Below are 14,218 nucleotides of genomic sequence, written 5' to 3'. Positions count from 1 at the left end.
ATCTTACTAAGTTTAGGAAAATATTTTCAAAAAATTTCTTATATAAATTATGACTTACTCTTATACCTAAGTTACGGTGCTGTGGAAGTATAGATTAATGTACATATCAGGCATTCTTAAAATAGCTATACTTAAGGTACTATTTAAGAAAATTATGGACGCTGATGCAATCAACAGCATTAAAACGTTTTGACCCAAAACAATATTATTCTATTGAATATTCATACAAATATTATACAGGACCTGTTGGAGTTAAACTGACCGGCAATGGTATTGATTTGGTCACAGAATTTTATACGAAAAAATATGGCGTAAAAATTTTAACTACAAATGATGTTAAAGAAGTTTTAGACTTCATCAAAAAATTACGTAGAGATGTACATGGTGATTTAAGGCAAGGATTTATACTGTCAAATGATGAGCATTCTATACCAATTGTTTATGTTCGTGAGGGCAGGAACGAGGCAATCATTTATGGTGACTCCTTAGGACTTGTTCCAGATGACAGTAACGTAAAAAAATTAAGTCAATTAGGTATAAGAGTACTGCAAATAGAAGATTTGCGACAGATGGATTTATATTCTTGTCACACTGATGCATTAGTTTTTTTAAGAGAATTTTTAGGAAAAAATCTGAACACCGGCAAATATTTTATTCCAAGCTTAATAAATACAATTTTAAAATTAAGTTATAAACATAGGCCTTCTGGCAGATCAGAACAAGCATTTTTTATAAAATCGCCACCGGCACTTTTAAAGCTCGTTCAATATGAGGATTTTTTGCAGAAACATAAAGCTCACCCTAATATAAAAATTCATCATAATATTAAACGCAACCGACATTTAACCTTAGAAAAGTTTCTACAGAAATATGCACCGGAATTAGAAGATATAAAATCAATTAGTAGTTATCTTAGAAAAAAAGGTATAAAGTTAGCAGATATTATTGAAATTCAATTTTATTTAAAACAATTACGTTACTTAGGCCTACCCGAAAGTCTTGAACAGAAATTCATTAAAAAATCCCAAGCATTTTTACTCCAACAACCTTCTCTACTTAGTAAGAAAGATAAAAGACCTGGTTTGTACGATTTCGCTGAAAAGTTTTTATCTCAGTATTGTCCTCAGCAACCTTCAAACGATACACCAGCGCAAATCCAGCATAGGACCTAGCTAGCATACTGCAAAAAGCTTCTTTTATATCAATTCTCATTCCATTTAGTATACTTAAGATGCGAAAAATAGATTGCCATATTAAAAATTATCGATGATATTTAAAGATTGCAAACTTAATTACGCGTTGCTTCATCAAGTCTACAATAACTATCAGATAGTCTTTTTAGTAGACTACTTTTTAATAAATAAAATTTTAATATCAGGGAATTAAAATGAATAAAGGAATATTACTGTATAGTTGTTTATTTTTAAATGTAGCTACTGCTTACAGCTGTACTACCGTATTTTGGAATAACAACCCAGAAGCTAAGGTGGTTGCTCGATCTGTTGATTTATTTACGCCCGATATGCCACACATTATTGTTTACCCGCGCGGAACAACTCGCCATGGCGACGCAGGTGACAATTCCTTACAGTGGAAATCAAAATATGGCAGTGTAGTTGTCAGTGAGTTTAATTCCTCGGCTGTTTCTGATGGAATAAATGAGCATGGTTTAGCTGCTCACCTTTTATATCTAACAGGGTCTAGTTATGAGGCAAGAGATAAAAATCTTCCGGCCATATCAAATACCCTATGGGCACAATATATTCTTGATAATTATAAAACAGTAAATGAAGTTGTAGCAGCTACCGATAAATTTCAAATTATCGAAACAGTAGTTTTTAATCAAAAATGGCCTTTGCATCTTAATATCCAAGATGCTTCAGGAGATGCTGCAGTCATTGAATTTATTAACGGCAAGAAAGTAATTTATCATGGACCACAATATACAACGATGACCAATGAACCCGCCTATAATATTCAATTAGATAATTTAAAACGCTATAAATCCTTTGGTGGAAACCTACCGTTGCCTGGCGATAGTGATCCCTTAAGTCGCTTTGTAAGAGTTGCAACTTATCTAAAAACACTTCCTAAACCTAATCATACACAAGAAGCAGTAGCTGGTATTTTATCTGTGATTAGAACAGCGATGGTACCTTTTGGCGCAGTTGATACCTCTGGTAATAAGACTGAAGATGCTTGGCCTACCCGCTGGGTCTCCGTTGCTGATTTAACTAAAAAAACTTATTATTTTAGTCCAACAACAACACCAAATCTCATCTGGCTTGATTTAAATACTTTAGATTTTAGAGAAGGAAAACCTACTCTATCTATCGATCCTAACCAAACTACCTTAGTGGGTGATATCAAAAAACAGTTGAAAGTTAGATAATACTTAGTTGCAAGCGATTAAAATGCCATATAATAGTAACAGCTTAAGTTAAAATGTAACAAATCAAGGATGATTATAAGTAATACTGGGCCCTTTTGGCGCTGGTAAAACGGTATTACAAAATTTAATTGCGCGTTACTCAGATGTTGATATTGTCATTATTGTGGCTTGCGGAGAGAGAGCAGGCGAGGTAGTCGAAACTATTACGGAATTTCCAAAATTGGTCGATCCAAAGTCAGGTGGAACACTGATGGATAGAACTATCATTATTTGTAACACCATTAATTAAAAACCTAAACTACTCTTCATTGAATTCTGATAAATATCTATCTTACTATGATCAAATTATCACAATGTCTCAATAATAGTATTGGTATTATAGGTTCCGGCTGCTTCCGAAAAATTAATTAAGAACTATTGTGAGCGCTATAGCAGCATTATATGATTTATTTCCAGATTTATTATAGGGAATTCATGATGTCTTATACCAAAATTGAAGTGCTGGCGCGTAAATGGAATTTATTTGAAGAGGCAGTAAAATTATATATACAACCTTATGATTATCATTTAGCAGAAATACAAAAATTAATGACGGCAAAATCTGTGGTGGACTTAAATAATCATGCAATTTATGTTCACACAGAATATCTACATCGTTTAACATTACAGTTAATAAATTTGCGCGATAACAACTCAGACGATGAGCTTATTAGAGAAATTTGTCAACTATGGACTGATTTATTAGAAAACCGAAATCAAACGCCTCTTAAAATTAAACATGATAAACGCTTAGATGGCATCTGTACTTTTAATTTTTCCTTGCAAGTGATGCAGGGTAAGCCATACGGCTTTAACGAGGTACAACTTTTAGAGCGTAATAATATTTCTGACGTTCAGAAGGCCATCGAAGAAATCAAGCACTTAGATTGTTTAGCGCATGGGATAAACTTTGCTGATTTACCTATAATAGGCGATACAGTCTTATCAGCATTGCTAAATTATAAAGATACAATTTGCTTTCTTGCCAAAGATAGAAATGATCAAATTATTGGTTATTCTTGGGGAATATTATTACGCGATATCCCAGTAGACAATAAAAATAAGGTCAATGTTTTCTGGGTAATGAATTTAGCTAAGCATCCTGATTTTTATGATCCTAATATTAAAATTGGTACGGTATTAAGACAGCACATAGCAGATACTTTCAAAGCAAAGACTGATTGTCATTTTCTTGGCTATAAACATAATTTAAATCACAAATTTCATTTGGAAATAGTTGAGGGCAGCGTAGCTAATAAGGATGAAAAAATTCACCTTGGGCCAGACGAATATAAAGCAAAATCTAAAGCTAAGTACGACACCGACACCATCATTTACTCTCGCTCTCATTTAATTCGCGCAAATAATAACGAGTATCCTTATCCTAAGTTTAAGCAATTAAATTCAGCTTTATTTAATGCTTTCTGGCAGGCAGCGCCTTGTGCGAAAGATTTTATTTTGGGTGCAATGTTAATTTATGGTCGTAGTTATTACCAACAGTGGACCCATTCTATGTTGCAAATGCCTATTCAGCAACGAATAGAAGAGCCGGTTTCCGCAGAGCAACAAATTTGTGATATGGCTATTTTAAAAAAGATTATCTTAAGTGCAGAATGGAACCAGCAAGGTACAACATTATTTTTTGATAAATGTATCCCTAAAACTATACAAAAAATGCAGCAATTAGTAAAAAAAGAGCAAGTTGATTTTTCTACTTTGCGTGCAAGTGTAGCCAATAGTCACTGGGCTTTATCTCGCAATAAACTAACAGCCTATTTTTATTTCGCTATGACGCAAAGCACGAGTGCTAGTGCGGCTATAAATTTGTTAGTAAGCAATAAAATTACCCCAAAAAAATGGATTGAGTTAATTAGTGAGGAAAGGCAAATGGTTAATCAACAAGGTATTAATAGGTTGGCAGTTAATTAACTATACATAGAAAGCTACACTAAAAGAAAAGTAGATCGGGCTTATTGCCCGACACTTGCTTAACTTATGGATTTAAATCTTAGAAGTTAAAATAAGTTCTATCATAACAATATAAAGTAACTTTCTTGTTTTTTATCATGACCTTAGTAGTCATAGGTGATATTTTGCGAACCTTTTTTACTTTTTTAATTTTTTTGACCGTACAAACTCGCTCTGTATCGCCAACAATTAAGAAATAAAATCCATCTACTGGCGTTACAGCTGGAGGTAAATAATATACGCCATCACGAAGCTCTACTGTTGTGAATGCAGGTGCTGTGGTCAGACCGGTAATGCTCACTCTATCATTAACGATTTGTACATTATTATCTATATCTACCGGAGTAACTATCTCCATGTTTGGACTAACAGTCGTATCTACTACTGGAGTATCAGCAGGCGTAGTTACGGTGGTTGCGGAATCATCTACGTTGGTAGTAGTTGATTGAATAGTAGTTCCAGTAGCGGGATCAACTGTTGTAGTGGTACTTGTAGCGGCTGCAGCAAAAGCCATATTAGTACTTAAAAGGGTTATCACTATAATATATCCTTTATTCATTCCATCCTCCTTAATTTTAAGAACTATTTTATATTAGTATAAATCAAAAAACTTTCTGTTTGCTTGAGTAAAGGTGAGCAAAAGCTAATCTAGCTTATATTATTATCTATTATTTAATTTCATAATTGATCCTGTTATAAGGTTAGCAAAGTTTATTAAATGAATTTATATGATTCCTTCCTATACAGATTTAGAATACTTTCGAGAAGTAGCACATACCTTAAGTCTGTCTAGGGCTTCGGAGCGATTAGGGATAAGTCAACCAGCATTAAGTTTAGCTATAAAGCGATTAGAAAAAATAATTGGTACCGAACTTCTTATTCGCCATCAACATGGTGTTGCTCTATCCCAGAGTGGAAAACAATTATTAGTTCATGTAAAAAAATTAATGACTTGTTGGCAGGACGCGCGCTCTTTTGCTCTTGCTTCTAAATTTGAAGTGCAAGGTTCTTATACATTAGGATGTCACTCAACCACCGCAGTTGATATTGTTTCGGGATTTCTTCCTAGCCTTTTAGAAACCTATCCGAAATTAGAAATTAATTTAGTTCATGATGTTTCTAGGCGCACACTCGAGCAAATTATTAATTTTAAAATTGACATCGGGATTTTGATAAATCCCCAATCCCATCCTGATTTAGTAATAAGAAAACTTTGCCATGATGAGATGGCATTCTGGACAATACCTAATAAACGAAAAATACAAGATATTTATTCTGGTGAAGCGATTGTTTTATGCGATCCTAGCTTGCAGCAAACCCAAGATTTATTAGTAAGAGGGCGCAAGCAAGGATTTTTAATTGATCGCATCATAACGATTAATAGTTTGGAAGTTATTGCCAATATGACAGCGCAAGGTTGCGGTATCGGTATACTACCTAAACTTATGACACGCACTCTTTATCCAGAAAGATTAATCTGCATTAACCAAAGTCCTGTTTATAGAGAAGAAATCGCGTTAGTTTATCGTAACGAAAACCGAGTTATTAAGGCAATACAAGTTATAGCAGATGCAATTAAGCATTATTGCTATAATAAGCTATAGCGCCGCTTACTAAGCTTTATACTAAATTTAGTAAGCACTATATAAATTTTAACTATGGCAAAGATAACTTAAACCTAATTCAAGCCTTTAAGTAGATTTTATATAATAAACTAAAATTTTTAAACGAAAATAAGATATGGATATAAGTTTATTGGCGCATAGAACAAACCTACCGGTAAATGCTATTGATGAAATTTTTGCGCAATTACCTTATATACATCAAGAGCGCCTTGAAAAAGGGTTGCCTAGTATTATTGATTTAAGTATTGGAGAGCCACATTTAGCTATTAATCCGAATGTAAGTGATGCAATGACCAAATTGCTGCAAAAAAAGGATTTAGCTTTTCCTTATTCACTTTCTCAGGGCGAGCGTTCATGTTTAGAAGCAGTAACCGCTCTTTATAAACATTATTATCCTCTTGTTAATTTCTCTACAAAAGAAGTCATGGTGACTTATGGCGCCACGCAAGCCCTATGGCATGCTTTTAATATTTTAATTAATCCTGATGATTCAGTTTTAGTCTTTGAGCCTTACTTTGGTATTTATGAAATGCAATTAAATTTATTAGGGGCACAGTTAATTAAAATTCCGACTGAAGCGCAAGGCTTTCAGCCTTCAATAGAACAGTTAGAATTTTTTCTAATTAAGTTTCCTAATACTAAGGTTCTCATTTTAAATTTTCCGAATAATCCAACGGGTATAGATTTGCAACAATCATTTCTTATCGGTTTAGCCAAAATACTTGAACAAAATTTATATCTTTCAGTCATTATTGATGATGTTTATCGGGAGTTAACGACCTCGCCACATATTACGCTTCTTGATGTGGCTCCGCATCTTAAAAATCGCTGCTTAGTTATTAATTCTGCTTCAAAAGGATTAATTGGAGCACCGGGGTTACGTATAGGAATGATAGGCGCTAATCCTTTATGGATAGAAAAAATGAGTACACTGCAAATGATGATGACAGGAGGGATCTCTGTATTAATGCAACAAGCACTAATAGCCAGTATTAAAGAAAAATTAATACTTACTGCCAAATATCAAGCTTGGTTAAATAAATGTTTGCACGACTATCAAAGAAATCGAGTTTTCATCTATGAACAGCTTAGATTCTGGGGTTTTCAAAGCGTTGCAAGTGATAATGGTTTTTTTGTTTTGACTTGTGCTAATCCTTTTATAGATAGAAAGGTTCCAGATAAAGTCAACTTTATGTTCAATAATAAATCTCACCAAGTTACTAATTTACATAATAAGTTAAACACAACCACTTTTAAAACAGATTCTCACATAGCATCTTTTATATTATATACAGTGGGAGTGGCTATAGTACCTGGTTCAGCGTTTGGAATTGATGAGAAAAAAGGATATTTACGATTCTCCTATGCAAAAGATTATTTACTTTTGCAACAAGCTTGTAAATTAATTCAAGATATAGTCGAGCAAGTAAATTACATAAATTCTAAGGCATAGTTAGTATAGGATTTTGGATTTTAAAGAAATAGGATTTTTCTAATGGCAGGCATACAATTTTCAGCAGCAGAGAAGAAATTAATATTTTTATCTTCACTTGGTGGGGCGCTAGAATTTTATGATTTTATTATTTATATATTTCTCGCTAGTGAATTAAGTGAACTCTTTTTCCCTGCTGCAAATCATCTCGCTTCCTTAATTGGCGTTTATGCTGTTTTCGCTGTAGGCTATTTAATTCGTCCCTTAGGCGGAATTATTTTTAGTCATTTTGGCGATAAATATGGACGTAAAAAAACCTTTGTAGTGACATTAATTATGATGGCATTACCCACTTTTTTAATTGGCCTTCTTCCTACTTATCAGGATATTGGGATTAAAGCGTCACTTTTACTTATATTGTTACGTTTACTCCAAGGGTTATCGGTTGGCGGCGAAATACCAGGTGCCGTTACATTTGCAGGAGAACATATAAATCCTAAGAGTCGAGGTATTTGTTGTGCACTTATTTTTTTAGGTATTAATATAGGCTTAATTTTAGGCTCAATGATTAACGTGGCTTTGTTTTATTTTTGTACGCATGAGCAAGTTTTAATGTGGGGTTGGCGAATACCTTTTATCGTTGGTGGTTTATTGGGAATAGCGAGCTTTAAGTTGCGTAGAGGTTTAGTAGAAACACCAATTTTTAAACAACATAATACAACCGCAAAAAAGAATTTTTTCCCTATTCGAGAAGTATTTGTGAATTATAAAAAGGAAGTTTTTCAAGGCGCAGCTCTAACATGGCTAGATGCCGTAACTGTGTGTCTGCTTTTTCTTTATTTGCCTACTTATTTAACATCTATCTTGCATTATCCTAAAGAAACTATAAATATTCTTAATACTATCGCTTTAATTCTTAACTCCTTTTTCTGTATTACCTTTGGTTGGCTCTCTGATATATTTGGCAGGCGCCGGTTCTTGCTTTTAGGTTCTCTATGTTTTGTCCTATTTAGTTATTTTTTCTTTTATTTATTATCTTTAGAACAACTTGCCTATGTTATCATTGTTATGTTTTCTGTTTCTTTGTTAAGTGCATGTACGAGCATGTATGTATGCACTATTATCGAATTATTTCCTACCTCAGTTCGTTATACGGGCATGGCAATTACGTATAATATTGGTTATGCATTTTTTGGCGGACTTACGCCGCTAATCGCAACCAGTTTAATTAACTCCACTCATAATAATCTTTCGCCTAGCTTGTATTTGATCCTTAGTGCAGCGATTTGCTTCTTTAGTGCTTTAACACTTAGAAATAAACATGGCCAAGTTTTAAGTTGACCAAGTTAAAGATTGTGAACCTAAGCAATTTAATTAAAGGGGGCTAAGCTTAATTGTTATTTTCTTAGGTGAAGTATTTATATCTTTAGATAAATATTATAAATAACTATTAAATTAGTAACTATTTAGTTATTATTAATCTTTATTTTTTTAACCATTTGAAATTAAAAGCATTATGATGAAAATCTTGCCTAAAATAGTTGTGGCGGCGACTCTATCATGTCTTTATAGTGGTAGTTTTGCAGGAGAAATGGGCCCTACAGATAATAGACTTAATGTGTTTATTCCTAATTTAAAGCCAGGTTTAGAAGGTTCGCTCAGTGCGCTTATTCTAGAACCTGGAGCTAGTAATTTAGGTTGGGGTGTCGTTACTACAGTTCTTCCTATTCCTACACCGCAGTGGCAAATAGAATCGTTTAATCCCGATTATAAAGTAGGATTTCAAGCAGGTGCACGTTATATTTTTGCAAACTCAGGTACAGATCTACAATTAAATTGGTTTTCATTACAGGCTAATTATAAAAATGCAAAAAATGTTAAGCCTGTATCCCAATGGATCTCGCCTTTCTCGCAAACAGGAACGCCTCCAACCGGGGGTGAAATCACCGGCGTTGCTTCTTTAAATAGCGCAAAAGCCATTTTAAATTTTAATTATAATGCTGTTAATTTAGATATCGGTAAATTTATAAATTTTGGTTGTAGTTTACAAACTCGCTTTTTTACCGGTTTAGGCAGCGCCTGGATTAAAGAAAAATTAATTTCTAATTTTTATGGGGGCTCAAAAATTAATTTTTCTTTAAATAACACCTCGACCTATAGTGGCGTAGGTCCCCGATTAGGATTAACTAATAATTATTATATCAATCATGGATTTCATCTTATAGGGCAAGTAGCCGGTGGTGTTTTAATTGGTAGTATGCAACCTGCACAGTATAAATTTACAGGGAGTTCTTCTGACTTAGCTTTAATAGGAATTGCTGTAAATAGAGAGCAATTATCTAGTACCAGCGTTACACAAGTTGTTCCAGAAATTGATGCAAAAATTGGATTAAGTTATAGCTATTTCATGCAAAATGAATCTGAACTTACCCTCGAGTTAGGTTATATGGGGACTGTCTATTTTAATCCTTTATCAGCTTATGAAACAAATACCAATGTTATTGCTTTAGATTCAGGATCTTTATCCACTTCTAGCGTTAAATATGTACAAAGCAATTTTTCAGTTGCAGGCCCCTATGTGACCGTACGTTTTAAATGCTAAATGAAAGAGCCTCTACTTTTATGGCCATCGTGCAATGAGTTTGACTATAACGGCATTAATGCTTTCTAACGTAGTCCAACAGTATATAGAATCAATACCTGTAGAGTTACATTTGCCTGAAGCATTATCTAATGCTAGGTGAAATTAGCTTAACCATATTTATAAAATAAGTAGAAGGTAATTTTTTAATTTATAAGTGATATAAAATCTTCAAATTTTCCACCAGTACTGCGGGGAATTGCATCAACAAAATTAAAAGAGAAATTGAAGGGATAATTAAAAATTATTTTTAGTTTGTTTCGAATAATCTTTTCCTCTTGAACTGTGAAAGAACTCGCTCGCACCAAATTAATTTGCAGTTCCGTTAATGAAGTTTGTACAACCTGAAATTGTGAGCAAGAAAGAAGATCCATTAGCCGAACACCCTGACTAGCAAACGCTGGCCAAAATCGTTGCCCATTTGGCATATACAATATATTTCGTTTTCTTCCTAAAATTCGTTTTAATACTGGAAGGGTTCTGCCGCATAAGCAAGTGTCACCAGGAATAGCGTAATCGCCAATATCATAGCGGATTAAGGGTGAAGAAAAATTATGAAGTACGGTTACTATAACTCGTCCCGGCTGATCCACCACACAAGGTTTATTATTTTCGTCTAATATTTCGACCAAAACATTTTCAGATTGAATATGATAATAACCACTGACCGGGCATTCTAAAGCAATATATCCGCACTCTTTCGAAGAATAGTTGTCTATGAGAGGTACGCCGAGCACTTCCTTAATTAAATCTCGTAAACCAGGTTCAACGATTTCGCTATGCGTATGTACCTTTTGGAGATTAATCAATTTAACCCCCTGTTTAGCTAGATAAAGCGTAATTTCTCTTAATGTAGAAGGATTACAATTTAAATAATGTGGATTTATTTGTTGAAGCCATTTAACCTCTTCTTCTGGTGTGCATAGAGTAAGATGATAACATGGCCCCGTTTTAACAACTGGATAAGTAGCAGGGCTCCAACATAAAAATTTAGTTCCCAAAGGTGGGAGCGCATCTTTATTTTCAGTATAACGAATACTAGCAAAGGAATTATCAAATTCATCACCATGCCAGAGATGATTTCTAAGTGAGATAGCATTCCAGTAAAACTGAGTGGCTATATTACCTTTAACGGTAACTGGCTTTCCTGTTGACCCACTTGTAGATAATAACTCTGCAGGTTCATGACCTGCAGGAACTTGATTTGCAAAAATCGCATCTTTTGCTTGTTGCAGATCTTCGCGTGTTAACAAAGGAATTTCTTGCCAGGCTTCCTGCAACGACTCCCAGGATTGGAAAGTAGATAATGGCGCTAATTTATCCTGATAATAAGGAACCATTTGTCGTGAAAAATTTAATAAAATTAACAATTGGCTAAATTGATTTTTTAGAATTTCTGTAGGTAGCAGTTTTTCTGAATAATTAAAATAGTGAAGTTGATAATATAACTGAGCACCCATAGGATGAGGAGCAGGCGGCCAGATAATGCCTGGTATCGCACTGCTCATTTGAAAAGGAAATAACGTCATTTATTTAGGGCTCACATTAACTCTGAAATTTTTACAAACAATCAGTGGATAACGCTACACCAAAGAATAACCCCTGATTATTATAATTAGATGTTCGAGGTAAAACAGTGCTTATCGAACCTTCGCCACCAATTACGCCAGTAGAAGGACGTTCAATAGCGTCAAAATAAGTTTCGGCTTGCCAACCAACTTGAAAATCAATAACAGCACTTTTACCGGCACTTAAGAGGCCAACAGGACGTTTATAATCTACCCCTACGCGTAGACCCAATTTTGGTACTTGGGTTAATCTATCATCAAAATATCTGCTTGCATCACTACGACGGTGTGCTGTGAGATAAAATTCTCTAGAACCAATTAGCAAGGCAGCATTGGCACTTGCAAACACGTTAAGTTCATTATAGAGATTGTAAAAAACATCGCCTTCAATGCGGGGGCCTACGCCATGAAAAACACTGGTATTAGTAAATCCTCGATTTACCGTTACTACGTCTGTTGTAGCATCTACTAAAAATCTTGAGTCAATTTCTGCATACTCTGCACCTATTCCATAGCGAATCAACCAACCATTATTAAAAAAAGATGTATGGGCAATAACACCAGATACTTCATCATAATCAAAACGAGCCTGACCTAATACTGATGTCCAAGAAGCTTGAGGTAACCAGCGTGGTTCTACAGCGAACTCTTCATTAGGAAAAATGCTATCGTGATCAATTGTATGAAGCCTTTGCCAGGCAAACTTTATATCATTATTGTTATAAAACTTTATACCACCAAAGAGATTAAATCCCCAATCATAATCTAAATCGACATTATGAGTATATGTTGGGCGCCGAGTAAAAACTGTTGCATAATCTAAGTCATCATTACGTGGCTGTAGGTAAAGCGCATTTATTCCAATAAATAAATTCGTTTGATCACATACGCTCACTGGACCCATAGTACCCGCTATAGTGGACTGATTATTGAAAAGTCCAATAATAAACAGACTGAGTGCAGTTCTTTTTAAAGAGGTCATTAATTCCTTCTCCTTTGACAATGTTCTCCTTGTGCTATGGTGAGTGAATATAATCGAGAAAATTTCAGATTGGAAGTAATCTTTTATTGTTTATTAAATTTTGTAACTCAAAATACGCTTTAAGCCTCACTTAACAGTTTAAAGCACAGGATTTGTCATAAAAAAGCCATATTGAATTAATTTACATTGATTCTTTAGCAAGAATGCGAATTACCTACTACAAAACAAAGCTAATCAATTTTTATGGTGTAGGATTTGTATCATCATTAGACTCTGTTTTCTGTTCACCGGGGTCGGGCTCTTTGTTATCTAGCTTTTGTTTGCTTTTTTCTAAATCCTTTTTCAGTTGCTCAATAGCTTTTTCATCTTTCTTTTGTGCAGTATTTTTTTTATTATGAAAACCATATATAAACTGAATTGCCTCATCTTTTTTTTCTTGTTTAAAAAAATTGCTCATAGAGTCGGGCCGGTTTCCAAGTGGGAGTTGATTAAGGCTTCTATCTAAAAGAGGTAGGTTACGGTCATTACGCTTTGTACTTCTAGGCATAAGATAACTCCTTACAACTATTTCTGAGAGTAGTATAGTTAATTAAAATTTAAACTATTTAGAGCTTTGATAATTTTTTTGTAAAATTTAAGTAATAAATGTCGATATCACCGCTAATTAATTACTAATAGATTGATAATTTATGTAAATTATTGCCGCAGATGAGAATAATTATACGTCCTAGCCAGAACTAAAAGCCCAAAAGTAGCTATTAAATAATTAATAGAGGGGGCAATAGAGGGAAGAAAAACGCTATAATACTTAAATAACGACTGGCTTTTAAACTACCGCTAATAAAATTATTAACGATTTTAGTCACTATATTATTTGCTTTAACGCCTGCAAAGTAGCTAATTTTTATCGTTTCTTCACGTTGTTATAATTAAACGAGGTTGTGCCTATGAGCAAAGCATTCACTAAAGAAACCGATGAGGATGATATTGACGAGTTACCGGAAATTACAACAGGTAATACCAAAAATTATGTCACCCCCTATGGGTTAGAATTATTACAAAAAGAACTGCATACATTGCTTTATGAGGAACGCCCAAAAATTGTTGAAATAGTCAGGTGGGCAGCAGGAAATGGTGATCGCTCTGAAAATGGTGATTATATATATGGGAAGAGGCGTTTAAGGGAAATTGATCGCCGTATACGTTACCTTAATAAACGTATTGAAACAGCTTGTGTTGTTGATCCAACCTTACAAAAGAATCTCGAGAAGGTATTTTTTGGTGCTACTGTGACTTATATTCAACAGGATACAAAAAAAACTGTGAAATTAGTTGGCTTTGATGAAGCGGATATAGAACAGGGCAAGATAAGCTGGAATTCACCGGTTGGAAAAGCACTGTTAAAAGCTGAAATAGGGGATATAGTGTTAGTTGAGACGCCAGATGGAAAAGAAAAATTAGAAATTATAAGAATAGTATATTAAATTGCTACGGCAATTTTTAAGTCCATTTCTTTAAAAGAAGCCTTATAACCTTTAGCCTCATTCTTTATTTTATTAGCTATAATTTAA

Annotated in this window: 13 protein-coding genes; 9 read left to right on the top strand and 4 right to left on the bottom strand. The window is 34.1% G+C overall.

Translation table 11 applies throughout. From position 1 onward, the window contains the following. Positions 1-164 precede the first annotated feature (164 nt). The 4 genes from DYH30_RS12750 to DYH30_RS12735 all read left to right on the top strand — a co-directional run bounded on the left by DYH30_RS12750 (position 165) and on the right by DYH30_RS12735 (position 4,360). Complete coding sequence (locus tag DYH30_RS12750; protein WP_115332023.1) at positions 165-1,172, top strand: hypothetical protein; 1,008 nt, start codon at positions 165-167, stop codon at positions 1,170-1,172. Between the two features lie 215 nt (positions 1,173-1,387). Further along, positions 1,388-2,392: a linear amide C-N hydrolase gene (locus tag DYH30_RS12745; protein ID WP_115332022.1), complete on the top strand. Its 1,005-nt coding sequence runs from the start codon at positions 1,388-1,390 to the stop codon at positions 2,390-2,392. An 82-nt stretch (positions 2,393-2,474) separates the two neighbouring features. Further along, on the top strand, positions 2,475-2,681 hold the full coding sequence (locus tag DYH30_RS12740; protein ID WP_341273188.1) for a hypothetical protein: 207 nt from the start codon (positions 2,475-2,477) through the stop codon (positions 2,679-2,681). A gap of 188 nt (positions 2,682-2,869) precedes the next feature. Continuing rightward, on the top strand, positions 2,870-4,360 hold the full coding sequence (locus DYH30_RS12735) for a hypothetical protein (RefSeq protein WP_115332021.1): 1,491 nt from the start codon (positions 2,870-2,872) through the stop codon (positions 4,358-4,360). Between the two features lie 79 nt (positions 4,361-4,439). On the opposite strand, the gene DYH30_RS12730 is transcribed toward DYH30_RS12735, so the two are convergent. Beyond that, positions 4,440-4,937: a hypothetical protein gene (locus tag DYH30_RS12730; protein ID WP_242604742.1), complete on the bottom strand. Its 498-nt coding sequence runs from the start codon at positions 4,935-4,937 to the stop codon at positions 4,440-4,442. A 190-nt stretch (positions 4,938-5,127) separates the two neighbouring features. Between DYH30_RS12730 and DYH30_RS12725 the strand changes: the two genes are divergently transcribed. The 4 genes from DYH30_RS12725 to DYH30_RS12710 all read left to right on the top strand — a co-directional run bounded on the left by DYH30_RS12725 (position 5,128) and on the right by DYH30_RS12710 (position 10,058). Continuing rightward, complete coding sequence (locus tag DYH30_RS12725; RefSeq protein WP_115332019.1) at positions 5,128-6,003, top strand: LysR family transcriptional regulator; 876 nt, start codon at positions 5,128-5,130, stop codon at positions 6,001-6,003. 136 nt (positions 6,004-6,139) lie between these two features. Then, positions 6,140-7,477, top strand: coding sequence for a pyridoxal phosphate-dependent aminotransferase (locus DYH30_RS12720; RefSeq protein ID WP_115332018.1), 1,338 nt, complete (start codon positions 6,140-6,142; stop codon positions 7,475-7,477). 42 nt (positions 7,478-7,519) lie between these two features. Continuing rightward, positions 7,520-8,797, top strand: coding sequence for an MFS transporter (locus DYH30_RS12715; protein WP_115332017.1), 1,278 nt, complete (start codon positions 7,520-7,522; stop codon positions 8,795-8,797). Between the two features lie 175 nt (positions 8,798-8,972). Continuing rightward, on the top strand, positions 8,973-10,058 hold the full coding sequence (locus tag DYH30_RS12710; RefSeq protein ID WP_242604741.1) for an Lpg1974 family pore-forming outer membrane protein: 1,086 nt from the start codon (positions 8,973-8,975) through the stop codon (positions 10,056-10,058). A gap of 185 nt (positions 10,059-10,243) precedes the next feature. Here the strand turns inward: DYH30_RS12710 and DYH30_RS12705 are convergent, their stop codons facing one another. The 3 genes from DYH30_RS12705 to DYH30_RS12695 all read right to left on the bottom strand — a co-directional run bounded on the left by DYH30_RS12705 (position 10,244) and on the right by DYH30_RS12695 (position 13,194). Next, positions 10,244-11,626 (bottom strand): phenylacetate--CoA ligase family protein, encoded by a 1,383-nt coding sequence (locus tag DYH30_RS12705; protein WP_115332015.1) that lies wholly within the window; start codon positions 11,624-11,626, stop codon positions 10,244-10,246. A 31-nt stretch (positions 11,627-11,657) separates the two neighbouring features. After that, positions 11,658-12,647 carry an Lpg1974 family pore-forming outer membrane protein gene (locus DYH30_RS12700; RefSeq protein WP_115332014.1) on the bottom strand — a complete coding sequence of 330 codons (990 nt, stop codon included), beginning with the start codon at positions 12,645-12,647 and terminating at the stop codon, positions 11,658-11,660. 241 nt (positions 12,648-12,888) lie between these two features. Further along, a complete protein-coding gene (locus DYH30_RS12695; protein WP_115332013.1) occupies positions 12,889-13,194 on the bottom strand; it encodes a hypothetical protein in 306 nt (101 codons plus the stop codon). 400 nt (positions 13,195-13,594) lie between these two features. On the opposite strand from DYH30_RS12695, the gene greB reads away from it, so the two are divergent. Continuing rightward, positions 13,595-14,131, top strand: a complete 537-nt coding sequence (gene greB, locus DYH30_RS12690) for a transcription elongation factor GreB (protein WP_115332012.1) — start codon at positions 13,595-13,597, stop codon at positions 14,129-14,131. Positions 14,132-14,218: the final 87 nt, after the last annotated feature.

The sequence above is a fragment of the Legionella busanensis genome (genome assembly GCF_900461525.1).
Lineage (GTDB): Bacteria > Pseudomonadota > Gammaproteobacteria > Legionellales > Legionellaceae > Legionella_C > Legionella_C busanensis.
Note: the sequence above shows the minus strand (reverse complement) of the source record. Positions and strands in the feature narration are given on the sequence as shown.